Below are 23,682 nucleotides of genomic sequence, written 5' to 3'. Positions count from 1 at the left end.
GCCTCAGCGTTCGGCCAGCTTCTCGCGGGTCCGATCGTGCAGCTCGGCGACGTCCGGCGTCAGGGCCTCTCCGAAGTCGGCCGCCTCGAACAGCGGGCGAATCTCGATCTCGCTGGGACCCAGCATCGGGTTGGGGCAACGCTTCACCCACTCGACGGCTTCGGCCATGTCCTTGACCTCCCAGATCCAGAAACCGGCGACCAGTTCGCGGGTCTCGGCGAAGGGGCCGTCGATGACGGTGCGGCCCGGGCCATCGAAGGCCACGCGCTTGCCCTTCGTCGAGGGATGCAGGCCGTCGCCGGCCAGCATGACGCCGGCGTTCACAAGCTCTTCGTTGTACTTGCCCATGGCTTCGAGCAGCTCGGTCGAGGGCATGATCCCCGCTTCGCTGTCCTTCGTCGCCTTGACCATAACCATGACACGCATCGTCGTTCTCCTTTGCTCTGTTGAGGCCGCGCAGGCGCCCTTGCCCAAACGACGAGCGAGCGATGACGGGATCGACAGGCCGCCTCGTTTTTTTTCGAGAAAGGCTCCAGGACGGCCTTAGGCCCGCAGACGCAGCCCTTCCAGCAGCGACCTGAGCGCCGTCACATAGGCGCGGGGGTCGCCGCCGTGGGCCCCGGCGACGGCGGCCTCGGTGACCGCGCCCAGCAGCAGGCGGCCCAACGGCTCCACCGGCTGGCGCGCGATGGTCCCCTGGTCCATGGCGACGCCCAGGGCGCGCGGGATCAGGGCGCCGAAATAGCGGCTGTCGATCTCACGCCAGCGCTCCCAGCCCAGGACCTTGGGCCCGTCGCCCAGGATGATGCGGCCGTTGGGGCCTTCGGAGCAGGCCTCGAAATAGGCGGCCGTGCCCAGACCGATGGAGGCCAGCACGTCGCGAGCGTCCCGCGAGGCGGTCATGACGTCGCGCGCCAGGACCTCGGAGGCCTCCTCGAAGACCGCCTCGAACACAGCCTCCTTGGTCGGGAAGTGGTGATAGACCGCCCCCTTGGCGACGCCGGCGGCCGCGGCGATCTGGTCAACCGAGGTCGCTGCGAAACCCTGGGTTCCGAACAGGTCGGTCGCGGCCGCCAATATGGCCCCGCGGGTGGCGGTGCGTCGTTCAGCCTGTTTCGCCATGGCCTCAACCTAGCAGCGGAACCGTGACCCGCCAATTGACATACCGCCGCTCGGTCGGTAAATACCGACTTGTAGTCGGTTTATGTAACTCCTCAGGTACGGACCATGGTCTCACCAGCTCAGATCGAGAAGGCCGCCCGTTTCGCGGCCCTGCACCGTTCGGGGTGTTTCGTCCTTCCGAACGCCTGGGACATCCCCAGCGCCCTGCTCTGCCACGAGGCGGGTTTCCCGGCGGTCGGCACCAGTTCGATGGCCGTCGCCCTGGCCCACGGGGTGCTGGATGGTGAGAAGATCGGCCGCGAGCGCATGCTTGCGGCCGGCGGCGCCATCGCCCGGCGCGTTCCGATCCCGGTCACCGCCGACCTGGAGGCGGGCTACGGCCCCTCCCCTCGCGACGTGGCCGAGACCGTGCGGCTGGCGATCGAGGCCGGCCTGGTCGGCTGCAATCTCGAGGACACCGATCCCCTGACCCGTAGCCTGACCCCGGCGGCGCGCGCCGCCGAGCGGATCGCCGCGGCGGTCCAGGCGGCCAAGGCCGCGGGCCTCCCCAACTTCGTGGTCAACGCCCGCACCGATCCCTACTACCACCGGTCCACGGACCCCGCGGCGGCCTTCGCCGAGGCGGTGATGCGGGGCAATATGTACCTGGCGGCCGGAGCTAAGTGCATCTTCGTGCCGGTGCCCAGCGACCTTGAGACCGCCAAGGCCCTGGTCTCCGCCATCGACGGCCCGGTCAACCTAATGGCCGCGCAGAAGGTCGCCACCGCGCCCTTCCGCGAACTCGCTTCCGCCGGGGTCCGCCGGATCTCCATGGGCGGCAGCCTGATGGCCGCCACCTATGCCCAGGCCGGCGCGGTGCTGGACGAGGTCCGGGCCAGCGGGACCTTCGACTACGCCCTGCGCAGCGGCTCGGCCTTCCGCAATCTGGCGCGCCTGGTCTCCCGTCACCCCGAAGACAGTCACGCCTGAGGAACGCCCCATGCCCAGCCGAGAAACCCTCGACGCCTTCGTGGCCCACGTGATCAGCGGCGATCATGTGGGCGCCATCGAGCGCTACTACACCGACGACGCCTCCATGCAGGAGAACAACGACCTGCCCCGCGTCGGCCGCGAGGTCCTGATGGCGGGCGAGGCCAAGGTGCTGGCCCGGGTCGAGCGGGTGACCACCGAGCTGATGGGTCCGGTCCTGGCGGACGGCGACCAGGTGGCGATCCGCTGGCGCTTCGAGTTCTTCCCCAAGGCGGGCCCCTCGCGCGTCATCGAGGAGGTGGCCTGGCAGACCTGGCGCGGCGAGAAGATCGCCCGCGAAACCTTCTTCTACGACCCCAAACAGATGACCGCCTGAGGTTCCAGGCGTTCCAGCGTGCCCATGCCCTGACCTCGCCCATCCCGGTTTGCCGGGGTGGGCTTTTTTTGGCTAGTCCGGCAGGGCCTCGATGATCACGAAGGCCTGGGCGTAGGGATGCTCGTCGGTCAGCGACAGGTGGATGGCCGCGTGATGGCCCGCTGGCATGATCTCGTTGAGCCGGGCCAGGGCCCCACCGGTGAGCGCCATGGTCGGCTGTCCCGAGCGCAGGTTGACCACCCCCATGTCGCGCCAGAACACGCCGCGCCTCATGCCGGTGCCCAGCGCCTTGGCGCAGGCTTCCTTGGCCGCGAAACGCTTGGCGTAGCTGGCCGCGCGGTCGGGCTTGCGCTCCGATCGGCTGCGCTCGATCTCAGTGAACACGCGATTGGTGAACCGCTCGCCGTGCCGCTCCAGGGTCTTGGCGACCCGGCGGATGTCGGACAGGTCCGAACCCATCCCGATAATCACGCCGCGCGTTCCGCCAAGAGCATTTTCCGCCGAAGCGGCCGCCGGTTGGGCGAAGAGAATGCTCTCATCTTGAAATCCTTTGAGCCAATTCCGAAACGGAATTGGCTCGGGCCTGGTCCATCAGGGCGCGCATCCGCTGGATCGCGGGGAGCAGGCCGACGAAGATCGCCTCGCCGATCAGGAAATGGCCGATATTCAGTTCGGCCAGCTCCGGAATGGCGGCGATCGGCTTGACCGTCTCGTAGTCGATCCCGTGACCGGCGTGGACCTCGAGCCCCAGGCGTCCAGCCTCGGCGGCGGTGTTGCGCAGGTTCGCCAGCAGTCGCTCGGCCTCGCCGGACCGCTCGCGCACGGCGTCGCAATAGGCGCCGGTGTGCAGCTCGACGACCTGGGCGCCGACGCTCTTGGAGGCCTGGGCCTGGACCGGGTCGGCGTCGATGAAGCACGAGACCCGCACCCCGGCCTCGACCAGGCGGCGCACGACCGGGGCGATGTGGTTGTGGCCGCCGGCCACGTCCAGACCGCCCTCGGTGGTCCGCTCCTCGCGGCGCTCGGGCACCAGGCAGGCGGCGTGCGGCAGATGGGCGAGCGCGATCGCCTCCATCTCCGCCGTCACCGCCATCTCGAAGTTCAGCGGCCGGCCGCGCTTGCGGGTGATCACCGCCAGGGCCTCGATATCGGCGTCGGAAATGTGCCGCCGGTCCTCACGCAGGTGGGCGGTGACGCCATCGGCGCCGGCCGCCATGGCCAGCTCGGCCGCCCGCATCGGATCGGGATAACTTCCGCCGCGCGCGTTCCGGATGGTCGCCACGTGGTCGATGTTCACCCCCAGGCGCAGGCGGCTCATGCGCGCAGCCTCTTGCTGCCCGGCTCCTCGGCGGGGAGGGCCGCCAGTTCGGGCGGAAGTTCGCCCGCGGCGTAGGACGGCACGTCGATGGTGGCCAGCGCCACCAGCGGCCAACCCACATCAGCCTTGCCGCCGGATCGATCGACGATACAGGCGCAGCACAGCACCTTGCCGCCGGCGGCCTCGATGGGCTCGACGGCTTCGCGGAACGAACCGCCCGTGGTGATCACGTCCTCGACCACAACGACCTTGGCGCCCGGCGCGATCGTGAAAGCGCGGCGGAGTTTGAACTTGCCGTCCTCGCGCTCGACATAGATCGACGGGACATCGAGCCAGCGGGCGACCTCATATCCCGGGATGATCGCGCCGACCGCGGGCGCCACGATCAGGTCGGGCTTGCCGAACTGGGCGACGATCTTCTCCGCCAGCGCCTTGCACAGCCGCGCGGTGCGCTCGGGGTACTGGAAGACCAAATTCTTCTGCAGGAACATCGGGCTGTGACGCCCCGAGGCCAGGATGAAATGGCCTTCGCGCAGCGCGCCGGCGCCGCGGAATTCTTCGAGGACGTCTTCGGTGTTCATGCGGGGTCTCCTGGCTTGCGGATTACCGAACCCCTGCCAAGCTGTCATCGACCAATTCGCCTGGGGACCGCAGACCGGTGAAACTCTTCCAGACCTATGACTCGCCCTTCCCCACCCGCGTGCGCCTGCTGCTCTACGCCAAGGGCCTAGAGGCCGAGATCATCCAGCCGCCGGGTTTCCACGCCTCGGCGGAGACCAAGGATGAGTATCTGAAGATCAATCCGATCGGCCGCGTGCCGACCCTCGTGCTGGACGACGGCCGCGCCCTGCCCGAGTCCGAGGTGATCTGCGAGTATCTGGAAGACGCCTATCCTGAGCCCTCCCTGCGGCCAGACGACCCTTGGGAGCGGGCGCGGATGCGGCTGCTGTCAAGGATCTGCGACTTCTACGTGGTCATGGCCATGGTCCCGCTGTTCACCCTGGCCGGCCGCTCTCGGCGCCATTGGGAGCCGGAGGTCGTGGAGGCCGCCGCCGGCAAGCTGGCCGAGGCCCTGGCCTATATGGAGGACTTCATCGGCGAAGAGGGCTACGCGGTCGGACGTGCGCTGACCCAGGCCGACGGGGCCATAGCCCCGCAGCTGGTGCTGGCCAGCGAATGGATCCCCGGTCTGTTCGGCACGCCCGATCCGCTGGCGACCCTCCCCAAACTGAGCGCATATTGGCGAGCGATCCAGGCCGACCCCATCGCCGCGCGGGTGATCGCCGAGACCCGGGACGCCATCGCCGAACAGCAAGCCGCGGCCAAGGCGCGGGCGAGCGCCGAGCGCATTGCAACCTGAACGACTCAGCCCGGCCATTCGATGACCGCCGAATGGGCAAGACATTCTCCGCCTGCTGAATGCATCGCCATGGGTGGAGCAATATATGCCCGGGCGAGCCGGTAGATTGACGGCGATCACCTAGATCAGTTGCATGTGAGTCAGGCGGACGGATGCTCCGCTGTCTCTCTCATAAGTATTCAATTTGAACATTCGCTCGGCTTGACCCGCTTCTGCGGGCGCTTCCGTGCGCGAGATCAAGCGACTCATTGCGGCTGTTTCTGAACCGGCCGTCAAAAACTGAGCGCCAGGGAGGAGTCCAGGCCGGGTTCTCGTGGGGATCATAGGGGAAATCGGCAAATGAAAGCGTATCTGGCGGCCGCGAGCCTGCTCGCCCTGGCCACGGCGTCGCCCGCATGGGCGGACGAGAGTAGCGACACGGTCGACGAAGTGATCGTCACCGGCACGCGTTCGACCACGCGCACGGTCACCACCAGCCTTGCGCCCATAGACGTCCTGTCGTCCGAGGTGCTCCAGAAGAGCGGCAAGCAGTCCACGCGGGACCTGATCTCCACCTTGGTGCCCTCGGCCAACACCTCGAACTCGGGGGCCGGGGCCAGCTTCGCCATCAAGACGGTGTCGCTTCGCGGCCTGGCCGGCGACCAGACCCTGGTGCTGGTGAACGGCAAGCGGCGGCACAATACGGCCATCCTGTTCGTCAACGGCACCACCCAGAACGGACAGTCGCCCCCCGATCTCGACCTGATCCCCTCCTCGGCCGTCGAGCGCATCGAGGTGCTGCGCGACGGCGCCTCGGCCCAGTACGGCTCCGACGCCCTGGCCGGGGTGATCAACATCATCCTGAAAGACGACGCCGAGGGCGGCGGTTTCACCGCCCTGGCCGGCATGACCGGCAAGGGCGACGGCGAGACCCTCCAGGGCTCGCTGAACCATGGCTTCTCGTTCGGGGAGACCGGCTATCTGAACCTCACCCTGGACGCACGGACCACCAACTACGCCGACCGCGGCATGTTCTCGCCCTTTACCGGCACGTTCTATTTCCCGGTGAACGGCCAGCCCGATCCGCGCGAAGGGACCCACACCCGCCACACCGCCCACCCGGGCAGCCCGCAGGTGCAGTTCTATTCCCTGGCCTATAACGGCGGCTACGAATTGAGCGACAGCATCAAGCTCTATTCGTTCGGCACCATCGCCAGCCGCCAGACCGCCGCGTGGCTGACCTACCGGCCGCCGAACAGCATCTTGAACAATGTCGCCGTCTATCCCGACGGCTATGTGGTGCGCCTGAAGCTGGACGACCAGGACTGGCAGTTCGCCCTGGGCGCCAAGGGCGACAACCTTTTCTCCTTCGCCTGGGACCTCTCGACCACGCTCAGCAAGAACGAGGTCGGCTATTATGAGAACTCGCTCAACGCCTCGATGGGCCCGGCCAGCCCCAGCTTCTTCTATCTCGGGACGCTGACCTTCGAGGAGTGGACCACCAATTTCGATATCAACCGCGAGTTCGACATCGGGCTGGAGAAGCCGATGTTCCTCGCCATCGGCGCCGAGTACCGCAAGGACGAGTTCACCATCGGGGTGGGCGAGCCGGCCTCGTACATCTCGGGCGGCTATGTCGCCCCGGCCGGCACGCCGCTGGCCGGCCAGCTCACAGCCGGCGGATCGCAGGGGGTGTCAGGCTTCCCGCCCTTCGCCGCGGGGACCTTCGAGCGTGACAACAAGAGCGTCTATATCAATGTCGAACAGGCGCTGAGCGACAACTTCGAGATCTCGCTGGCCGGCCGCTATGAGAGCTATTCCGACTTCGGCGAGACCACGACGGGCAAGATCTCCGCGCGCTGGGAGCCTTTCGAGGGGATCGCCGTCCGCGGCACCGCCTCGACCGGATTCCGGGCTCCGTCGCTGCAGCAGCAGCACTATGGCTCGGCCAGCACGATCAACGTCGCCCTGCCCGGTCAACCGGCCCAGCTCGGCCCGTCGCAGATCCTGCCGTCCGACAATCCGGCGGCCATCGCCCTGGGCGCCAAGCCGCTCGAACCCGAGGAGTCGACCAGCTACTCCCTCGGCTTGGTGATGAACCCGCTGCCGGCGCTGAGTGCGACGCTCGACGTCTACCAGATCGAGATCAAGAACCGGATCATGCAGAGCGAGCAGCTCGGCCCCAACGCCACGGTCAGCGCCGTGCTGGTCAGCCAGGGGCTCAATCCAGGCCAGGCGGCTTTCTACTACGCCAACGCCGCCGATATGACGACCAAGGGCGTCGACTTCGTGGTCGACTACCGCACCGACTTCGGGGACTACGGCGCGATCCGCTGGACCTTCTCGGCCAACTACAACAAGAGCGAGTTCGACCGCATCACCCCGCCGCCGCCGCAACTGGCCGCCGCCGGCCTGGTCCTGGTGGGCCGCTCGCGGATCGGCGACTTCACGGTCGGCACGCCGCGCGACAAGCAGATCCTGTCGGCCGACTACACGCGCGGCCGCTTCAACGCCAATGTCCGCGTCACCCGCTATGGCGAGGTCATCCAGCGGAACTCGGTCAATCCGCGGCAGGACGAGACCATCTCCCCGACCGGCATCGTCGACCTGGACCTCAGCTATGAGGTGACCGACGCCGTGAAGATCTCCTTGGGCGCCAACAACCTGCTCGACACCTATCCGGACGTGGTTCAACCGGCCAATCGGGGCGGGACCAATCCATTCACCTACTTCAACCAGTACTCGCCGTTCGGGATCACCGGCGGCTTCTACTACACCCGGCTCAATTGGAAGTTCTGAGTATGCTCGTGGGGGCAAGCGCTTGAAGGATCCACGGAACGGCGGCGTAGACCGTCGCGGGGTGTTGTCGCTGGGCGGGACGGCGATCGCCGCCACGGCTCTCCCTGGCATGGCGGCCAGGGCCCAGACGGCGGCGGGATCGGTGACCTTGACCGAGGGCACCAATATCGCCGTCGCCGCCTCGCCCGACGGCCGGAGCGTGGCCTTCGACCTATTCGGGGTGATCTGGACGGTTCCGATCGGCAGCGGCGTGGCCACCCGGCTGACGGACGACCTGACCGACGGCGCCCAGCCCAGCTGGTCGCCGGACGGCAGGCGCCTGGTCTTCCAGTCCTATCGCGACGGCAATTTCCATGTCTGGTCGGTGGGCGCCGACGGCACGGGCCTGAAACAGCACACCTCCGGCCCCTTCGATTGCCGCGAGCCGCGGTTCTCCCCGGACGGCAAGCGGGTGGCCTTCTCATCGGACCGCACCGGGGTTTGCGCCATCCACGTCCTGGACCTCGCCACCGGCGAGACGAGGCTCTGGGCCCAGGTGGCGGGCCAGGCCTGCCAGCCTGCCTGGTCGCCGGATGGAGCTCGCATCGCCTTCGCGGTCGACCGGTCCCGGGTGATGACCGCGGACGCCACGGGCGCGACCACCGTGGCCGCGGCGGTGAAGGCCTCCGTCGACCGAATGAGCCCGACCGAACTGCACAGCCCGGGCTTCGCCCCCGATGGGACGATCGTCTACAGTGTCATCGAGGCCGGAACCGCCCAGTTCCGCACGCCGAGCGGGCCCCTGTTCACCGGCGAAGACGTCTTCCCCTTCCGCCCGACCTGGCTGCCCGGCGGCGATCTGGTCTATGCGGCCGACGGCAAGATCCGCCGGCGGGCGGGCGGGACGGCCACCGACATCCCGTTCTCGGTGACGGTCCCCATCGCCAAGCCGAAATACCCCAAGGCCAAGCGCGACTACGACGGCGCGGGCTCGAAGCCCGTTGTGGGGATCGGCTCGCCCGCCCTGTCTCCGGACGGCAAGACGGTGGTGTTCCGGGCTCTGAACGCCCTCTACCTGCTGCCCATCGGCGGCAAGCCCGCGCCCTTGGTAAAAGACGGTTTCTGGGCCTGCGACCCGGCCTGGTCGCCGGATGGGGCGACCCTGGCCTATTCCTCAGACCGCGGGGGCAAGCTGGACATCTGGCTGCGGACCCTGGCCACCGGCGCCGAGCGCCAGCTGACCCGGCACAAGGGCGCGGCCGTGTCGGCCGCCTGGTCGCGGGACGGCAAGTCCATCGCCTTCCTGGACCAGACCGGAGCCCTGCACACCGTGGCGGTGGAAACCGGCGCCATCCGCCGGGTGTTCGACGCCATCTGGGAGCCCGGCAAACCCACCTGGAGCCCGGACGGCAAGACCATCGCCCTGGCGGCCTTCAAACCCTATTCCGCCCGCTTCCGCGAGGGTCTGAGCGAGATCCTGACGGTCGACGTGGCCACCGGGGCGGCCACCTATCAGCCGGTCTTCCCGGACAGGTCGCTGGGCACTCGGGGCGACGACGGCCCGGTCTGGTCGCCGGACGGCAAACGCTTGGCCTTCGTCTTCGCCAGCCGCCTCTGGAGCGTGCCGGTCGACGCCAAGGGCAGGTTCCAGGGCGAGCCCAAGGCGCTGAACAACGAGGTCACCGACGCCCCGACCTGGAGCGGAGATTCCCAAAGCCTGCTCTATCTTTGCAACGGCAAGCTCAGGCTGGTCGCGGCGACCGGTGGGGCGCCCAGGACCGTTCCGCACGGCCTGACCTGGGCGCTGGCCAGGCCGCAGGGCAAGGTCGTGGTCCGCGCCGGCAAGCTCTGGCAGGGGCTGAGCCCCGACCAGCGCCGCGACGTCGACATCGTCATCACGGGAAATCGCATCGCCGACATCGTGCCGGCCGGCCAAGCCACCATGACCGACGCCAAGCTGGTGGAGGGCCCCAGCGTCATCCCCGGCCTGGTGGAGATGCACGCCCACCGCCAGATGCAGGGCTACGGCTATGGCGACCGCGAGGGACGGCTGTGGCTGTCCCTGGGGGTCACCACCGCCCGCTCGCCGGGATCGCCGGCCTATCACATGGTCGAGGATCGCGAGGCCATCGACGCCGGCGCGCGGCTTGGCCCGCGCTACTTCTCCACTGGCGAGGCCATCGACGGCTCGCGGATCTTCTACAACTTCATGCGGCCGGTCACCGAGCCCGGCCAGATGCAACTGGAGTTGGCCCGGGCCAAGGCCCTCTCCTACGACCTGATCAAGGCCTATGTCCGCCTGCCGCTGCAGGCCCAGCGCGACGTCACCGCCTGGGCCCACGCCAACGGCATGCACGTGACCTCACACTACCACTATCCGGCCCTGGCCTTCGGCCTGGACGGGATGGAGCACATGGGCGCCACCAGCCGCTTCGGCTATTCCCGCACCGTCAGCGCGCTGGGCGCCAGCTACCAGGACGTCACCGCCTTGTTCGCCGCCTCCGGGGCCCGGCGCACGCCAACCCTCTTCCAGTCCTCGGTCCTCTATGGAACCGACCGCTCCCTGGTGGACGACCCGCGGGTCAAGGCGCTCTATCCGCCCTGGGAATATGCCCGCCTCACCGAGCGGGCCGCCCAGGCCGCGGCGTCCGACCCCAAGGTGGCGCTCGCCTCGCTCGAGCGGAACGTGGCCCATCTGAAGGCGATACTCGCCGGCGGCGGGCGGGTGGTGACGGGAACCGACTCTCCCATCGATTTCAACGGGATCAGCCTGCACATGAACCTGCGGGCGATGGTGAAATACGGCATGAGCCCCTACGAGGCGCTCACCACCGCCACCCGCTATTCCGGCGAGTATCTGGAACAGCCCCTGGGCGTCATCGCCAAGGGCATGCTGGCCGACCTGGTGGTCACCGACGGCGACCCCCTGGCTCGGATCGAGGACGCCGCGGCCGTCCGCCAGGTGATCAAGAATGGTGAGGTCTACGACATCGCCACGCTCATCGCGCCCTTCGCCAACACGACCCAGGCCGACGCCCGCCCGATCCGCCGCAACGCCGCCAAGCCGGCCTTCTGGTGGCACGAGGCGTCCTATGTCGCCGCCAGCCGCGCGGCCTGCTGCAGCGACCCGGCTTGCCAGCCGGCGCGAGGCTTCTACGCGACGGAGGTCTAGGGAAAGCTCACCACGCCCAGCTCCAGTCCTTGGCGGCGGGCCGGCAGCCGCCGTCCGGCCAACCCTTCCAGGCGCGACCGCGCACGACCTTGCCGGCCTTGGCGCCAGTCGGCTCGCCATCAGCCAGCACCACCGCACCATTGACCACTACGTGGCTGACTCCGGTGGCGAACTGCTTGGGCGCCTCATAGGTCCCGAGATCGCCGACCGTGGCCGGATCGAACACCACCACATCGGCGAAATAGCCGGCCTTCAGCAGGCCGCGATCCTTCAGCCCCAGGTTCCTGGCCGGCAGGGCCGAGAGCCGATGGATCGCGCTCGGCAGGGTCGTGGCCTTCTCCTCGCGCACGTACTTGCCCAGCAGTCGGGCGAAGTTGCCATAGGCGCGCGGGTGGGTGCTGGACTTCATGAACACCCCCTCCGGCGCCTGGGCCGAGGCGTCCGAGCCGAAGCTCATCCATGGCAAGGCCGTCTGGCGCTTCACATTCTCCTCGGACATCAGGAAATAGACCACCTGGACCCGGCTCCCATCCTCGATGACCAGGTCGATGGCGGCGTCTTCCGGCGAGACGCCGCGCGCCTTGGCGACCTCGGCCAGGGTCTTGCCGGTCAAGGCTTTCAGCGCCGGGTTCTTGAATCCGACCAGCAGCGTTCCTTCGGCCCCAGCGTGACGGTAGAGGTTCTCGAAGGCCGGCTTCTCCTGGCGCATTTCGGCCAGGACCTTGGCCCGTGTCGCCGGGTCCTTCATGCGGCCGATCCAGACCTCAACCCCGCCCGCCTGCACCCAGGGCGGCATGGCGGCGTCCAGGCCGGTGGAGCCGGCGGTGTAGGTGTACATGTCGGCGGTGATCCGCTGGCCCTTGGCCCGGGCGGTCTCGATCCGCGCGATGGCGGCCTCGATCTTGGGCCAGTTGGCGCGCCCGGCGGCCTTCAGGTGGTAGATCTCGGCCGGCGCTCCCGACAACCGCGAGATCTCGATCAGCTCGTCGATGGCCTCCAGCAGCCGGTCGGCCTCTGAGCGCATGTGGCTGATATAGATTCCGCCGCAGCGGCCGGCCTCGGCGGCCAGCGCCGTGAGCTCAGGAGTCTCGGCATAGCTAGCCGGCGCATAGATCAGCGACGAGCCGACGCCCAATGCCCCGTCCTCCATGGCCTCGACCACCAGTTTTCGCATGGCCAGGAGCTGTTCCGGCGTCGGATCGACATCGCCCTCGCCCAGCACGTGCTGGCGCGCGGTGGCCGCACCGATGAAGGAGGCGACATTGACCGAAATGCCCCGCCGCTCGAGGAAGCCCAGGTACCCGTCGAGGGTGGTCCATTCGATGGAATACTTGATGTCTCCCATCCGCTGGACCTCCAGCCGCTTCATCTCCGGCGACAGCGGGCCCATGGAGGTCCCCTCGCCCATCACCTCCAGGGTCACGCCCTGCCTCAGGTCCGACAGGCCCCGGCCGTCGGCGATCAGGCTTTCGGTGGCCCAGGAGAGCATGTTGATGAAACCGGGCGAGACCGCCTTGCCGCCCGCATCGATCACGGCCTTGCCGGCGCCGGGCGCGCGGGGGCCCACATAGGCGATGCGGTCGCCCGTGACCGCCACCTCGCCCCGGAACGGCGCGCCGCCCGAGCCGTCATAGATCTCCGCGTCGCGGATCAGCAGGTCATAGGTCGGCTTCGGAGCCGTGGCGCAGGCGGCGAGCAGGACGGCGGTGAGCGAGACGGCGGCGAAGGTTCTCATCGGGCCATCTGAAGCGAGAATCTGCGCCCTGTCAGGCCGTGTCGAAATTTTTTCGAATCCCCCGGGAACCTGCCGCTCAGGTCGCCTGTTAATTATTCGGTTGAACGCGAAAGCCGACAACCACGCCCGATCTGGCATCCAATGAAACGGAAACAGATCGGACAAGAAGCCCGGAGGATTTCCCCGATTCACCTCGGAGCGACCCCCGGGCTTCGCTGTATCTGGGCTCCTCCAAAACTCGCCAGCTCTTGTTCCTTCTCCCCTTGCGGGAGAAGGTGGCCCTGCGGAGCAGGGTCGGATGAGGGGTCGCACCGCCCCCGTCCGCGTGAAGCGCGTCGCCGCCAATCGGTGAGTTCTGAGAAACCCCTCATCCGTCAGGCTTCGCCTGCCACCTTCTCCCGCAAGGGGAGAAGGGCGACACGCCGATTCTCACGGAGAAGGTCTAGCCCTTGGCCCGGTCGACCGTCTCGATGGACGGGTTGGCGCGCAGGGCCGCGGCGATGTGGGTCAGGTGCTTGGCGTCCTTGACCTCGATATCGAAATCCACATCGAAGAAGTCCGCCTGGCGACGGTGCATGCGCAGGTTGACGATATTGCCGCCGGCCTCGCCGATCACCGTGCAGGCCTGGCCCAGCACGCCCGGCGCATTGTGGATGGTGGCGGTCAGGCGCGAGAGGGTGACGGTGTTGCGCTCGGCCTCGGGCGTCCATTGCAGGTCGCGCCAGAGCTCTTCGCGGTCTTCGTATTCGGCCAGGGTCGCGCAGTCGATGGTGTGGATGGTCAGGCCCGTGCCGTCGGGCTCGATGATGCCGACGATGCGGTCGCCGGGCACCGGGGTGCAACAGGCGCCGAAGTGCAGTGACACCCCCGGCGTCAGGCCGCCGCCGCGCACATAGAGCCGCGCGGCCTTGCCGCCCTCGATCCGGCGGGTGGCCACGGCGGCCTCGCGGTCGGAGGCCTTCAGGCCCGGGAAGATCACGTCCAGCAACTGGGTCGGCGAGAGCCGCCCGCGGCCGACGGTCTCGAACAGCTCGTCCTCGCCGGCGATGGCGAAGCGCTCGAGGGCCGGGCGCAGGGAAACGTCCTTGCGCGCCTTGCCGGCCCGCTCGAAGGTCTGGTCGACCGTGGCGCGGCCCAGGCGGGTGAACTCTTCCTTCTCCGTCTGGCGGATATGGCGGCGGATCGCCGAGCGCGCCCGGCCGGTGACGGTCAGCGAACGCCAGTCCGGCGGCACCACGGGTTTGGGGCCCCGCACCACCTCGACCACGTCGCCATTCTGCAGGATGGTCCGCAGGGGCTTCAACTCGCCGTTGATCTTCACCCCGATGCAGGTGTCGCCCACGTCGGTGTGGACGGCATAGGCGAAGTCCAGCGCCATGGCGCCCCGCGGCAGGCTGACCAGCTTGCCCTTGGGCGTGAAGACGAAGGCCTGGTCGAGATACATCTCGAGCTTGGCGTGCTCCACCAGCTCCTCGACGTCGCCGCCATGCTCCAGCACCTGGACCAGGTGGCGCAGGTTGAGCAGCGGATCGCGACCGCCGGCGTCGGCCTGGGCCTCGGCGTCGAAGCCGTAGGACTTGTCCTTGTAGCGCCAGTGCGCCGCCACCCCGTCCTCGGCCACGCGGTCCATGGCCTCGGTGCGGATCTGCATCTCGATGCGCATGCCCTTGGGGCCGACCACCGTGGTGTGCAGCGAGCGGTAGTTGTTGCGCTTGGGGGTGGAGATGAAATCCTTGAACCGCTCCGGCACGCTGGGCCAGGCGCGATGGATGACGCCCAGGGCCGCGTAGCAGTCGCTCTCGCTGTCGACGATCACCCGGAAGGCGTAGATGTCGGAGAGCTGGGAGAAGCCGATCGACTTGCGCTGCAGCTTCCTCCAGATCGAATAGGGGTTCTTCTCGCGGCCGAAAACCCGGGCGGATATTCCCCCGTTCTCCAGCTTGGCGGCGATTTCGCCGGAGACCACGGCGACCGCCCCGCCCTGCTCGACCCGCAGGTTCTCCAGCCGCCGGCCGATGGCGTCGCGGGCCACGGGATTCAGGTGTTCGAAAGCGAGCTCCTCCAGCTCCGAACAGATGCGGTGACAGCCGATGGACCGGGCCAGGGGCGCGTAGATGTCCAGCGTCTCGCGGGCGATGCGCTCACGCTTGGCCGGGCTGGTGATGTAGTGGAGCGTGCGCATGTTGTGCAGGCGATCGGCCAGCTTGACCATCAGGACGCGCACGTCCTTGGAGATGGCCAGGATGAACTTGCGCAGATTCTCGGCCTGCTTGGTGTGCTCGCTGTTGAGTTCCAGCTTGGTGAGCTTGGTGACCCCCTCGACCAGCTCGGTGATCTCGGCCCCGAACAGGGCCTTGATGTCGTCGGGGGTGACCGGGGTGTCCTCGATCACGTCGTGCAGTAGCGCCGTGACGATGGTCGAGGTGTCGAGCCGGTAGTCGGTGAGGATCCCCGCCACCTCGATCGGGTGGGCGAAATAGGGGTCGCCGGAGGCGCGCTTCTGCGAGCCGTGCATGCGCATGGCGTAGACATAGGCGCGGTTGAGGATCGCCTCGTCCGCGGTCGGGTCGTACGAGCGGACCTTCTCGATCAGCTCGTACTGGCGCAGGAGTTTAGGACGCTTGCTGGACGGCGCGTCCCTTTGGTCGGCGGCGGTCGCCGCCTTCAGGGTGAGGGGTTCTGGGCCTTCGAGGCTCAGTACCGCTCCTCCTGACCGCCGTCGCGGTCGCTCTGCAGCGCGCGGACCAGTTCCAGTTCGCTCATCTGCATGTGGGTCGGATCGGCCAGCAGGGCGAGGGTTTCGGCCTCTTCCTCGGCTTCCGAGCGCTCGTCGACCCGTTGCAGGGTCCCGATCAGGTTCTCGCGCAGCTCGTCGGCGTCGACCACGTCGTCGGCGATCTCGCGCAGCGAGACAACCGGGTTCTTGTCGTTGTCGCGGTCGACGAGAAGCTGGGCGCCGGCCGAAATGGCGCGGGCGCGATGGGCCGCCAGCAGCACGAGGCTGAAGCGGTTGGGAACCTTCTCGACGCAATCTTCGACGGTGACGCGGGCCATGGAATCCTCAGAGGAGCGGTAGAACCCCGCAAAATAGAGGTTTCGGCGTCATTGTGCAACGCCGCAAAGGTCGCAACCGTACGACTCACATGCTCTTAGCCCGAGATCGCCATGCCCCTTTTGATCGTCGCGCCTCTGGATGCGTCTCGCCCGGATCTCGCGCGCATCGAGGCGATGCGTCGACGGCACGACCCCCACCATGCCCTGATCGGCGCCCATGTGACCCTGGTCTTCGGCTTCGAGGCGCCCGACGCTGACGTGGCCGCCGCCCATCTCTCGGCCGTCGCCGCGACGCAAGGCGCAATCGCGCTTCGCCTTACGACCTATCTCGCGGTTCGTGACGCCGAGGACCGACGCAGCCACGTTTTCATGGTTCCAGACCATGGCCGGGCGGAGATCGAGGCCCTACACGATTTGCTCTATGCGGGTCCGCTCGTTCAGGGCCTTCGGGCCGACATCCCATTCATTCCCCACGTGACGGTCGCGGCCCGCGACGACCATTCCGCCGCGGTGGCGCTCGCCCGCTCCTTCGGCCAGGTCGGAATCTCGGCGCGGCTATCGGCCTTGGAACTGATCGAATTCGACGGCGAGCGCGTCCGATCGCTTCACCGGGTTGAGCTTCTCGGCTGAACCGGTCTCGCGTCCAGCCCCACCGTGGCGGCGGCGGCCAGCTCCGCCGCCGTCCTGCCCAGCACCGGATGGCGCCACTCCGGAGCGATCTCGGCCAGGGGACCCATGACGAACAGCCGCTCGTGGGCGCGCGGGTGCGGCAGGGTCAGGTCCGGAGAGTCCAAAACCGTCCTGCCATGGGCGATGAGGTCGAGATCGAGCGTCCGCGCGGCGTTCCGCGCACCACGTTCGCGTCCGAACGCCGCCTCGAGGCTGAACAATGTTCGGATTACGTGTTCCGGGGGCTGTCGAGCCTCGACAAGCACGACGCCGTTGCGATACTCCTGACCGGTCGGGTCCGGCCAGGCGGCGGAGCGCCACCAGGACGACCGGGCCACCAGAGGCAATCCCGCCTCTGCGAAACGCGCGAGCGCCGCCTCGAGAAGGGCTTCGGACGACCCAAAGTCGCCGGCGATATTTCCGCCAAGGGCGATGATGACCGCCTCGTCCGCCTTCAAGCCCAACGCCCCATTTCCAGGATTTCCGCAACCATGACGTTCTACCCCACCGACAGGCTCGCGCTCTTCATCGACGGCGCGAACCTGTATTCGGCCGCCAAGGGGCTGGGCTTCGATATCGACTATCGCAAGCTGCTGGAAGAGTTCCGCAAGCGCGGCGTCCTGATCCGCGCCTACTACTATACCGCCCTGGTCGAGGATCAGGAGTACTCGCCGATCCGTCCGCTGGTGGACTGGCTGGACTACAACGGCTTCCGCCTGGTGACCAAGCCGGCGCGGGAATACACCGACGCCCAGGGCCGCAAGCGCTGGCGCGGGGACATGGACGTCGAGATCGCCGTCGACATGCTGGAGATGGCCGGCCACGCCGACCACCTGGTGCTGTTCTCCGGCGACGGCGACTTCCGGGTCCTGGTCGAGGCCGTGCAGCGCAAGGGCGCGCGGGTGACCGTAGTCTCCACGGTCAAGTCGCAGCCGCCGATGGCGTCGGACGATCTGCGACGCCAGGCCGACAGTTTCGTGGACCTGGCCGACCTGGCCGACATCATTGGGCGGCCCTCGCGCCTGCCGCGCTTCATCCAGGAAAGCCGCACCACCCAGGCCGACCGTGACGCGGACGCCGACGTCGACGCCGAAGCCTAGTGTCGGTCGAGCTCTGGGGCGCCGAGCCGCCCCGCGACTGCCCGCTCTGTCCCCGGCTGGTCGCCTATCGCGAGGCCAACCGCGCCCAGAACCCCGACTGGTGGAACGGCCCGGCGCCGTCCTTCGGCGATCCCCAGGCGCGGCTGCTGGTGGCGGGCCTGGCGCCTGGTCGGACGGGGGCCAACCGCACCGGGCGGCCGTTCACCGGCGATGGCGCCGGCTGGATGCTCTACGAGACCCTGATCAAGACGGGCTTTGCGCGCGGCGTCTACAAGGCCGACCCGAATGACGGGCTCGAGCTGGTCGACTGCATGATCACCAACGCCGTGCGCTGCGCCCCGCCGGGCAACAAGCCCGAGACCGGCGAAGAGAACACCTGTCGCCCGTTCCTGACCGCCCGGCTGGAGGCCCTGCCCCGGCTCAAAGTCATAGTCACCCTGGGCGACGTCTCGCGGCGCAACGTGCTGAAGGCGCTGGGGCTCAAGGCCTCGGCGGGCCTGCCGGGCCACGGGACGGAGTTCCAGGCCGGGCCCTATGTGGTGCTCAACAGCTATCACTGCTCGCGGCTCAACACGAACACCGGCCGGCTGACGGCTGAGATGTTCGAGGCGGTGTTCCGCAGGGCTCGGGCGCTGTTGGACAGCTAGGCGGGACGGCTCCAGTAGAAATACCGCCAGGCCGGCTTGAACCCGAACCTGCGATAGAGCGAGCGGGCGGGCGCGTTGCCCTCCTCGACCTGCAGGAACACCCGGTCGATCCCGCGCGCCTGCGCCGCCCCAGCCAAGCCAGCGAGCACCCGGCCGGCCAGGCCCTGGCCGCGCCGGCTGATATCCGTGCGCATGCCGTGGACGCTCGCCCAGCCGTAGCCGAAAGCCGCCACACCCACCCCTACGGTTCGGTCGCCTTCTCGCACCCCGCCATAGACAGCGTCCGGCGAGCGGGTGAGCGCGGCCACGCGATTGGCGCCGTCCGCGGGGTCAAAGCCCTCGCCGGTGAACACCTCCGCCCAGCCGGCGTCTGGAGCGTCGGAGACATTCGCAGGTTCGCCCCGGGCCGCCGCCAACATGGCCACGGCCGAACTGACCTTGACCAGGGTCGGCTGCTCGAAGCCGTAGCCGCGACGGGTCAGCTCGGCGCGCACCGGCTGCAGGCCCGGCAGGTCGGCCAGGCGGAAGGCCGGTTCCAGGCCGTGCTCGGCGAAGGCCGCCTCGATGCGGTCGAGGATTTCGGGTGAAAAGGCCGGGTCGTGGCGCAGGGGGACCGCGCTCTTGGCGCGGCGGATCGTGCCGGGCTCGAGCGCCACCAGCCAGTCGTCGACCTCGGCGACCGCGCGCGGCGCGACGGCGGCCAGGGTCGCGCGTTCGATGGCCTCGACGTCCACTAGCCCTTGTCCCGCATCAGGCGGGCCTTATCGCGTTGCCAGTCGCGCTCGGCGGTGGCCTCGCGCTTGTCATGGGTCTTCTTGCCCTTGGCGAGCGCAATCTCCAGCTTGGCCAGGCCCTTCTCGTTCCAATAGAGCTTGGTCGGAATGAGCGTGCGGCCTTCCCGCTGGACAGCGCCGATCAGCTTGTCGAGCTGCTTCTTATGCAGCAACAGTTTCCGGTGCCGGCGCGGCTCGTGGTTGAAACGGTTGGCCTGGGCGAAGGGCGGGATGTCGGCGTTGATCAGCACGATGTCCTTGCCTTCCACAGAGGCGTAGGACTCCGCGATATTGGCGCGGCCGAGGCGCAGCGACTTCACCTCCGAGCCGGTCAGCATGATGCCCGCCTCGAAAGTCTCCTCCAGGAAATAGTCGTACCGCGCGCGGCGATTCTCGGCGATCAGCTTGCCGGCCATCAGACCACGCCGGCTTCCCGCATGGCGGCCAGCACCTCGGCCTGGGAAGCCTCCGAAGCCGGCGTGATCGGCAGGCGCGCGAAGGCGTCGCACAGGCCCAGATGCGCCAAGGCGAACTTGGTCGGCGCGGGCGAGGCGTCGGAGAACAGCGACTTGTGCAGGCGGAACAGCCGGTCCTGCCAATACAGGGCGGTCTTCCAATCCTCAGCCAGGGCTGCGTTGTAGAAGGTGGCGCAGAGGTCGGGCGCGACGTTGGAGGTCACCGAGATACAGCCGTGGCCGCCATGGGCCATGTAGCCGAGCGCCGTGGGATCGTCGCCCGTGAGCATCACCCAGTCCTCGCCGCACAGCAGGCGCTGCATGGTCGCCCGGGCCATGTCGCCGGTGGCGTCCTTGATCCCCACGATGTTCGGCAGCTTGGCCAGCCGCGCCAGGGTGGTGTCGGCGATATCGACGCTGGTCCGGGCGGGCACGTTGTAGATCAGCACCGGCAGCTGCACCGCCTCGTTGATCGCCGCGTAGTGGGCGTAGAGGCCCTCTTGGCTAGGGCGATTGTAATAGGGCGTCACCACCAGGGCCGCGTCGGCGCCGATGGTCTTGGCGTGACGGACAAGCTCGATGGCCTCGGCCGTGGAGTTGGAGCCCGCCCCGGCGATCACCGGCACGCGACCACCCGCGGCCTTGACGCACAGCTCGACGACGCGACGATGCTCGTCGTGGCTGAGGGTCGCGGTCTCCCCGGTGGTGCCGACGGGCACCAGGCCATGGACGCCGCCGGCGATCTGGCGCTCGACGAGGGCCACGAAGGCCTGCTCGTCCAGGCCGCCGTCGCGGAACGGCGTCACCAGGGCTGGCATGACGCCCTTGAACAATGGATCTGACATGGTCTGCAAAAAGCCGTGAAAGCGAGGCCTGTTAATTGCGGCCTCAAGATTTGGCCGGACAATATGTTGGCCCGCCCCCGCGCCGCAACATATCTATCATGAGACCGGAGTTCGCCGACTTGCACTTCAAGGCCCGCAAAGCGTTCCTGACCGCCACGGCCGCGATCCTCGTCACGAGCGTCGCCCAGGCCCAGCCCGCGTCCACGCGCCAGGCCTATGAGGGACCGCCGCGCCCGATCGAACTGACCCAGCCCCCGCAGATCGCCTATCGCCAACCCTTGTCCGACGCCGATTCCGCGGCCCTGCGCAGCGCGCTGGACGCCGCCAAGCGGGCCGACGTCACCGGCGCCCGCTCGGCCACCGGCATGATCGGCGACCCGATCGCCAAGAAGATCGCCACCTGGGCCCTGGTCGACGCCGCCGCCGAGTCGCTGTCGTTCTTCGAGGTGGACCAGGCCCGCCGCGACCTGGCCGGCTGGCCGCGCGGCCAGCGCCGACTGCAGGCCTCCGAGCGGCTGCTGGAGACTTCCGGCCAGAGCCCGCAGCGAATCGTCGAGTGGTTCGGCGGCGGCGAACCCCAGACCGCCGAGGGCGCCATGGCGCTGGCCGCCGCCTATCAGGCCATCGGCAAGCCCAAGGAGGCCGCCGAACTCATCCGCGGCTTCTGGCGCAACCGGATTTTCGAGGTCGCCCCGCAGAGGGCCATGCTGGCCCGGTTCGGGGCCGTGCTGACGCCCGAGGATCACATCCGCCGCGCCGACGTCGTGCTTTATGGCGCGCAGGGGCCGGCGGCCCGCGAGCTGCTGGCCCTGCTGCCGCCGGACCACCTGGCCCTGGCCCAGGCGCGGATGGCCTATCGCGCCAACGCCGCCAACGCCAACGACCTGGCCGCCACCCTGCCCCCGCAGTTCGCCAACCATCCAGGCCTGGCCTTCGAGCGCGCCGCCTTCTACCGCAAGCGCAATCTCGAGAACCTGGCCCTGGCCCAGGTTCGCTATTTCCCGACCGAGGCGCCGCATGCCGAGATGGCCGACCGGATCTGGGACGAGCGCTATCGCCTGGTGCTGTTCGCCCTGCGCAACGGCGACGCCCAGGGCGCCTACGCCGCGGCGGCCAACAGCGGCCTGACCTCCGGCGGCGACGCGGCTGACGCGGAGTTCTATGCTGGCTGGCTGGCGCTGAACCGACTGCGCAACCCCAAGCAGGCCGATATCCATTTCGCCAATCTGGAGAAGATCGGCTCCTCGCCGATCACCCGGAGCCGGGCGCTCTACTGGCGCGGCCGGGCGGCGGAGGTCGCGGGCGACAAGGCCAAGGCCGAGGGCTTCTATTCGGCCGCGGCGCGGCACAACACCACCTTCTATGGCCTGCTGGCCGGGGAGAAGGTGGACGGCGGACGCCTGACGCTGGGCCAGGACCCGTCGGTCACCCAGGCCGACCGCGCCCGGTTCGAGGGGCGCGATTCGGTGCGCGCGGCGCGCCTGCTCTACGAAATGGGGGACAAGGACCGCTTCCGCGCCTTCGTCCTGGCCCTGGACGACGTCCTTCCGACGGTCGAGGAACAGGCCCTGCTAGTCGACCTGGCCCGCGCCTACGGCGACCAGGACACCTCGATGAAGGTGGTCCGCACCGCCGCCCAGCGCGGCTTCATCCTGCCCGGCCGCGGCTATCCGGTCCGCACCCCGCCCCAGGTGATGGGTGCTCCGGAAGCCGCGCTCACGCTCGGCATCACCCGCCAGGAAAGCGGCTTCGATCCCCTGGTGCGCTCCGGCGTAGGCGCGCGGGGCATGATGCAGCTGATGCCGGCCACCGCGGCGCTCACGGCCCGCAAGGCCGGAATGACCTATTCGCCGGGCATGCTGGATGACCCGGACTACAACATGCAGCTTGGCCAGGCCTATCTGGGCGAGATGATCGGAACCTTTTCCGGCTCCTATCCGATGGCCATCGCCGCCTACAACGCCGGGCCGGGACGTCCCAGCCAATGGACCGCCTTCTGCGGCGACCCGCGCGGCGGTTCGACTGATCCGGTCGACTTCATCGAGTGCATTCCGTTCTCGGAAACGCGCAACTACGTCATGCGGGTGATGGAGGGGATGCAGGTCTATCGGGCCAAGCTGAACGGCGGAAGCGCACCGATCACGCTTTCGAGCGACCTGAGGCGCGGCGCCTATGGGACCTATGCCGGTCCCGCTCAGATGACGGCGACCCGCCTGCCGCTAGGCGGGGCGAACGCGCCGATTCCGAATCCCCAGTAGGGCTAGTCGGCCACCAAGCCGTGCATCAGGCCGTCGAGGGTGACCTCGATGATCTCATCGGTGGAGGCCCAGCCGAAGTTCGGCCGGGTGACCATCAGGGTCACGACCCCATGGCAGGAGGCCCACAGGGCCTGGGCGGCCGAATCCGCCGTGCCGGTGCGCAGGCGGCCCTCGGCGGCGATTTCGCGCACCACGCCGGAGAAGATCTCGTAGCAGCGAGCGCCCGTGTCGGCGGTGCCCTCATGCCAGACGCCCGATATCTGCCGGGCGCTGGAGAACACCAGCTCATAGGCGTTGGGATGCTCGAAACCCCAGCGCATATAGGATTCCAGCATCAGCTTGACCCGCGTTGCGGCGTCCACCGGCTTGGCGGCGATGATGCTGTTGCGTTCCAGCAGCTGGCCGATGGTCCGCTCGCAGATCTCGAGCAGGATGCAGCCCTTGTCCGGGAAGTGCATGTAGAGGGCGGTGGAGGACACCCCCACCTCGTCGGCGATCTTGCGAATCGTGGCGCCTTCATAGCCTTCGGCGACGAAGATGCGCTCCGCGGCCTCCAGAATCTCGGCGCGGCGCAGATGGCCGTCGCCCTTGGGCTTGCGAGCCGAGCGTCTCGTGGTCACTGCCGTGGTCACGGGAATCCTTCCGACGTCTGAACACTCTGCGGACCATAACCTCGTCTTGGCGAGTCCGCCCCCGGAAAGTGAGGCATTTCCGTGACTAAGGCCAGACTGCAGATTCAAGCGCGCTGCAAAGCCGCAGCTTGACGGAACCGCGGCGCCGGGCGCCATCTTTCCTTAGGGATGTCTCACGGATTGGAAGCGACCATGAAACTGCCGGACGACCAACTCCAACGCCTAGCCCTGCATAGCGCTTTCGGCCTTCACCTCATCGCCAAATGGATGGCCGGGCGCACCGATGTCGATCCCGAGATCCGCGATCGCCTCAGCGTCCATATCGCCGCCCTGGAAGGCGTCTTCGCCTTCAATGGCCACGACTGGATCAGGGAAGAGATCGAAAGCACCGAGGCCGCGCTACAAAGCCACTAGTCGCGAGGCTGGACGGCCGGGCGTCC

At 68.3% G+C, this 23,682-nt stretch carries 23 protein-coding genes; 10 read left to right on the top strand and 13 right to left on the bottom strand.

Translation table 11 applies throughout. The annotated features are described in order from the left end of the window. Nucleotides 1-3: 3 nt before the first annotated feature. Both V6M51_RS00840 and V6M51_RS00835 read right to left on the bottom strand, forming a co-directional pair. Nucleotides 4-426, bottom strand: a complete 423-nt coding sequence (locus tag V6M51_RS00840; RefSeq protein ID WP_332763793.1) for a YciI family protein — start codon at nucleotides 424-426, stop codon at nucleotides 4-6. 117 nt (nucleotides 427-543) lie between these two features. Then, nucleotides 544-1,122 (bottom strand): TetR/AcrR family transcriptional regulator, encoded by a 579-nt coding sequence (locus tag V6M51_RS00835; RefSeq protein ID WP_332763791.1) that lies wholly within the window; start codon nucleotides 1,120-1,122, stop codon nucleotides 544-546. A 105-nt stretch (nucleotides 1,123-1,227) separates the two neighbouring features. On the opposite strand from V6M51_RS00835, the gene V6M51_RS00830 reads away from it, so the two are divergent. Together V6M51_RS00830 and V6M51_RS00825 are read left to right on the top strand one after the other, a co-directional pair. Further along, nucleotides 1,228-2,091 (top strand): isocitrate lyase/PEP mutase family protein, encoded by an 864-nt coding sequence (locus V6M51_RS00830; RefSeq protein ID WP_332763790.1) that lies wholly within the window; start codon nucleotides 1,228-1,230, stop codon nucleotides 2,089-2,091. A 10-nt stretch (nucleotides 2,092-2,101) separates the two neighbouring features. Then, complete coding sequence (locus tag V6M51_RS00825; RefSeq protein ID WP_332763789.1) at nucleotides 2,102-2,467, top strand: nuclear transport factor 2 family protein; 366 nt, start codon at nucleotides 2,102-2,104, stop codon at nucleotides 2,465-2,467. Nucleotides 2,468-2,539: 72 nt separating this feature from the next. Here the strand turns inward: V6M51_RS00825 and acpS are convergent, their stop codons facing one another. The 3 genes from acpS to pyrE form a co-directional block, all read right to left on the bottom strand. Continuing rightward, nucleotides 2,540-2,938: a holo-ACP synthase gene (gene acpS / locus V6M51_RS00820; protein ID WP_332763788.1), complete on the bottom strand. Its 399-nt coding sequence runs from the start codon at nucleotides 2,936-2,938 to the stop codon at nucleotides 2,540-2,542. A 64-nt stretch (nucleotides 2,939-3,002) separates the two neighbouring features. Then, entirely contained in the window at nucleotides 3,003-3,785 is a 783-nt protein-coding gene (locus tag V6M51_RS00815) for a pyridoxine 5'-phosphate synthase (protein ID WP_332763786.1), read from the bottom strand. Then, nucleotides 3,782-4,366, bottom strand: a complete 585-nt coding sequence (gene pyrE / locus V6M51_RS00810; RefSeq protein WP_332763785.1) for an orotate phosphoribosyltransferase — start codon at nucleotides 4,364-4,366, stop codon at nucleotides 3,782-3,784. Before pyrE ends, V6M51_RS00815 begins: the two co-directional genes overlap by 4 nt. Nucleotides 4,367-4,443: 77 nt before the next feature. Between pyrE and V6M51_RS00805 the strand changes: the two genes are divergently transcribed. The 3 genes from V6M51_RS00805 to V6M51_RS00795 all read left to right on the top strand — a co-directional run bounded on the left by V6M51_RS00805 (nucleotide 4,444) and on the right by V6M51_RS00795 (nucleotide 11,074). After that, nucleotides 4,444-5,145, top strand: coding sequence for a glutathione S-transferase family protein (locus V6M51_RS00805; RefSeq protein WP_332763784.1), 702 nt, complete (start codon nucleotides 4,444-4,446; stop codon nucleotides 5,143-5,145). Between the two features lie 339 nt (nucleotides 5,146-5,484). After that, on the top strand, nucleotides 5,485-7,923 hold the full coding sequence (locus V6M51_RS00800; protein WP_332763782.1) for a TonB-dependent receptor plug domain-containing protein: 2,439 nt from the start codon (nucleotides 5,485-5,487) through the stop codon (nucleotides 7,921-7,923). Between the two features lie 22 nt (nucleotides 7,924-7,945). Next, nucleotides 7,946-11,074, top strand: coding sequence for an amidohydrolase family protein (locus tag V6M51_RS00795; RefSeq protein WP_332763780.1), 3,129 nt, complete (start codon nucleotides 7,946-7,948; stop codon nucleotides 11,072-11,074). A 7-nt stretch (nucleotides 11,075-11,081) separates the two neighbouring features. Here V6M51_RS00795 and V6M51_RS00790 read toward each other — a convergent pair whose 3' ends face one another. The 3 genes from V6M51_RS00790 to rpoZ form a co-directional block, all read right to left on the bottom strand. Then, nucleotides 11,082-12,809: an N-acyl-D-amino-acid deacylase family protein gene (locus tag V6M51_RS00790; RefSeq protein WP_332763778.1), complete on the bottom strand. Its 1,728-nt coding sequence runs from the start codon at nucleotides 12,807-12,809 to the stop codon at nucleotides 11,082-11,084. Nucleotides 12,810-13,251: 442 nt separating this feature from the next. After that, the gene (locus tag V6M51_RS00785; RefSeq protein ID WP_332763828.1) at nucleotides 13,252-15,477 is read right to left on the bottom strand and encodes a RelA/SpoT family protein; all 2,226 of its coding nucleotides are present in this window, start codon (nucleotides 15,475-15,477) and stop codon (nucleotides 13,252-13,254) included. Between the two features lie 26 nt (nucleotides 15,478-15,503). Beyond that, nucleotides 15,504-15,863, bottom strand: a complete 360-nt coding sequence (rpoZ, locus tag V6M51_RS00780) for a DNA-directed RNA polymerase subunit omega (RefSeq protein WP_254836994.1) — start codon at nucleotides 15,861-15,863, stop codon at nucleotides 15,504-15,506. A gap of 111 nt (nucleotides 15,864-15,974) precedes the next feature. On the opposite strand from rpoZ, the gene V6M51_RS00775 reads away from it, so the two are divergent. Next, nucleotides 15,975-16,493 (top strand): 2'-5' RNA ligase family protein, encoded by a 519-nt coding sequence (locus tag V6M51_RS00775; RefSeq protein ID WP_332763775.1) that lies wholly within the window; start codon nucleotides 15,975-15,977, stop codon nucleotides 16,491-16,493. On the opposite strand, the gene folK is transcribed toward V6M51_RS00775, so the two are convergent. After that, a complete protein-coding gene (folK, locus tag V6M51_RS00770) occupies nucleotides 16,469-16,996 on the bottom strand; it encodes a 2-amino-4-hydroxy-6-hydroxymethyldihydropteridine diphosphokinase (protein ID WP_332763774.1) in 528 nt (175 codons plus the stop codon). The two genes, V6M51_RS00775 and folK, sit on opposite strands and share 25 nt — an antisense overlap. Nucleotides 16,997-17,023: 27 nt before the next feature. Here folK and V6M51_RS00765 point away from each other — a divergent pair, with 27 nt between their 5' ends. Beyond that, nucleotides 17,024-17,632: a LabA-like NYN domain-containing protein gene (locus V6M51_RS00765; protein ID WP_332763771.1), complete on the top strand. Its 609-nt coding sequence runs from the start codon at nucleotides 17,024-17,026 to the stop codon at nucleotides 17,630-17,632. Beyond that, the gene (locus V6M51_RS00760) at nucleotides 17,632-18,279 is read left to right on the top strand and encodes a uracil-DNA glycosylase (RefSeq protein WP_332763770.1); all 648 of its coding nucleotides are present in this window, start codon (nucleotides 17,632-17,634) and stop codon (nucleotides 18,277-18,279) included. Before V6M51_RS00765 ends, V6M51_RS00760 begins: the two co-directional genes overlap by 1 nt. On the opposite strand, the gene V6M51_RS00755 is transcribed toward V6M51_RS00760, so the two are convergent. From V6M51_RS00755 to dapA, 3 genes are read right to left on the bottom strand one after another with little or no spacing between them, the layout of a single operon-like run. Then, nucleotides 18,276-19,013 carry a GNAT family N-acetyltransferase gene (locus V6M51_RS00755; RefSeq protein WP_332763769.1) on the bottom strand — a complete coding sequence of 246 codons (738 nt, stop codon included), beginning with the start codon at nucleotides 19,011-19,013 and terminating at the stop codon, nucleotides 18,276-18,278. The two genes, V6M51_RS00760 and V6M51_RS00755, sit on opposite strands and share 4 nt — an antisense overlap. After that, nucleotides 19,013-19,468, bottom strand: a complete 456-nt coding sequence (smpB, locus tag V6M51_RS00750; RefSeq protein WP_254836985.1) for an SsrA-binding protein SmpB — start codon at nucleotides 19,466-19,468, stop codon at nucleotides 19,013-19,015. The genes V6M51_RS00755 and smpB overlap by 1 nt, the downstream gene beginning before the upstream one ends. Further along, entirely contained in the window at nucleotides 19,468-20,352 is an 885-nt protein-coding gene (gene dapA, locus V6M51_RS00745) for a 4-hydroxy-tetrahydrodipicolinate synthase (protein ID WP_332763768.1), read from the bottom strand. The genes smpB and dapA overlap by 1 nt, the downstream gene beginning before the upstream one ends. Before the next feature lie 98 nt (nucleotides 20,353-20,450). Here dapA and V6M51_RS00740 point away from each other — a divergent pair, with 98 nt between their 5' ends. Continuing rightward, nucleotides 20,451-22,610, top strand: a complete 2,160-nt coding sequence (locus V6M51_RS00740) for a lytic transglycosylase domain-containing protein (RefSeq protein ID WP_332763767.1) — start codon at nucleotides 20,451-20,453, stop codon at nucleotides 22,608-22,610. Between the two features lie 2 nt (nucleotides 22,611-22,612). On the opposite strand, the gene V6M51_RS00735 is transcribed toward V6M51_RS00740, so the two are convergent. Further along, a complete protein-coding gene (locus V6M51_RS00735; RefSeq protein WP_332763765.1) occupies nucleotides 22,613-23,242 on the bottom strand; it encodes a TetR/AcrR family transcriptional regulator in 630 nt (209 codons plus the stop codon). 192 nt (nucleotides 23,243-23,434) lie between these two features. Here V6M51_RS00735 and V6M51_RS00730 point away from each other — a divergent pair, with 192 nt between their 5' ends. After that, on the top strand, nucleotides 23,435-23,656 hold the full coding sequence (locus V6M51_RS00730) for a hypothetical protein (protein WP_332763764.1): 222 nt from the start codon (nucleotides 23,435-23,437) through the stop codon (nucleotides 23,654-23,656). The last annotated feature ends 26 nt before the right edge of the window (nucleotides 23,657-23,682 follow it).

This window comes from Phenylobacterium sp. (assembly GCF_036677185.1).
Classification (GTDB): Bacteria; Pseudomonadota; Alphaproteobacteria; order Caulobacterales; family Caulobacteraceae; genus Phenylobacterium.
This window is presented reverse-complemented; position numbering and strand designations above follow the sequence as displayed.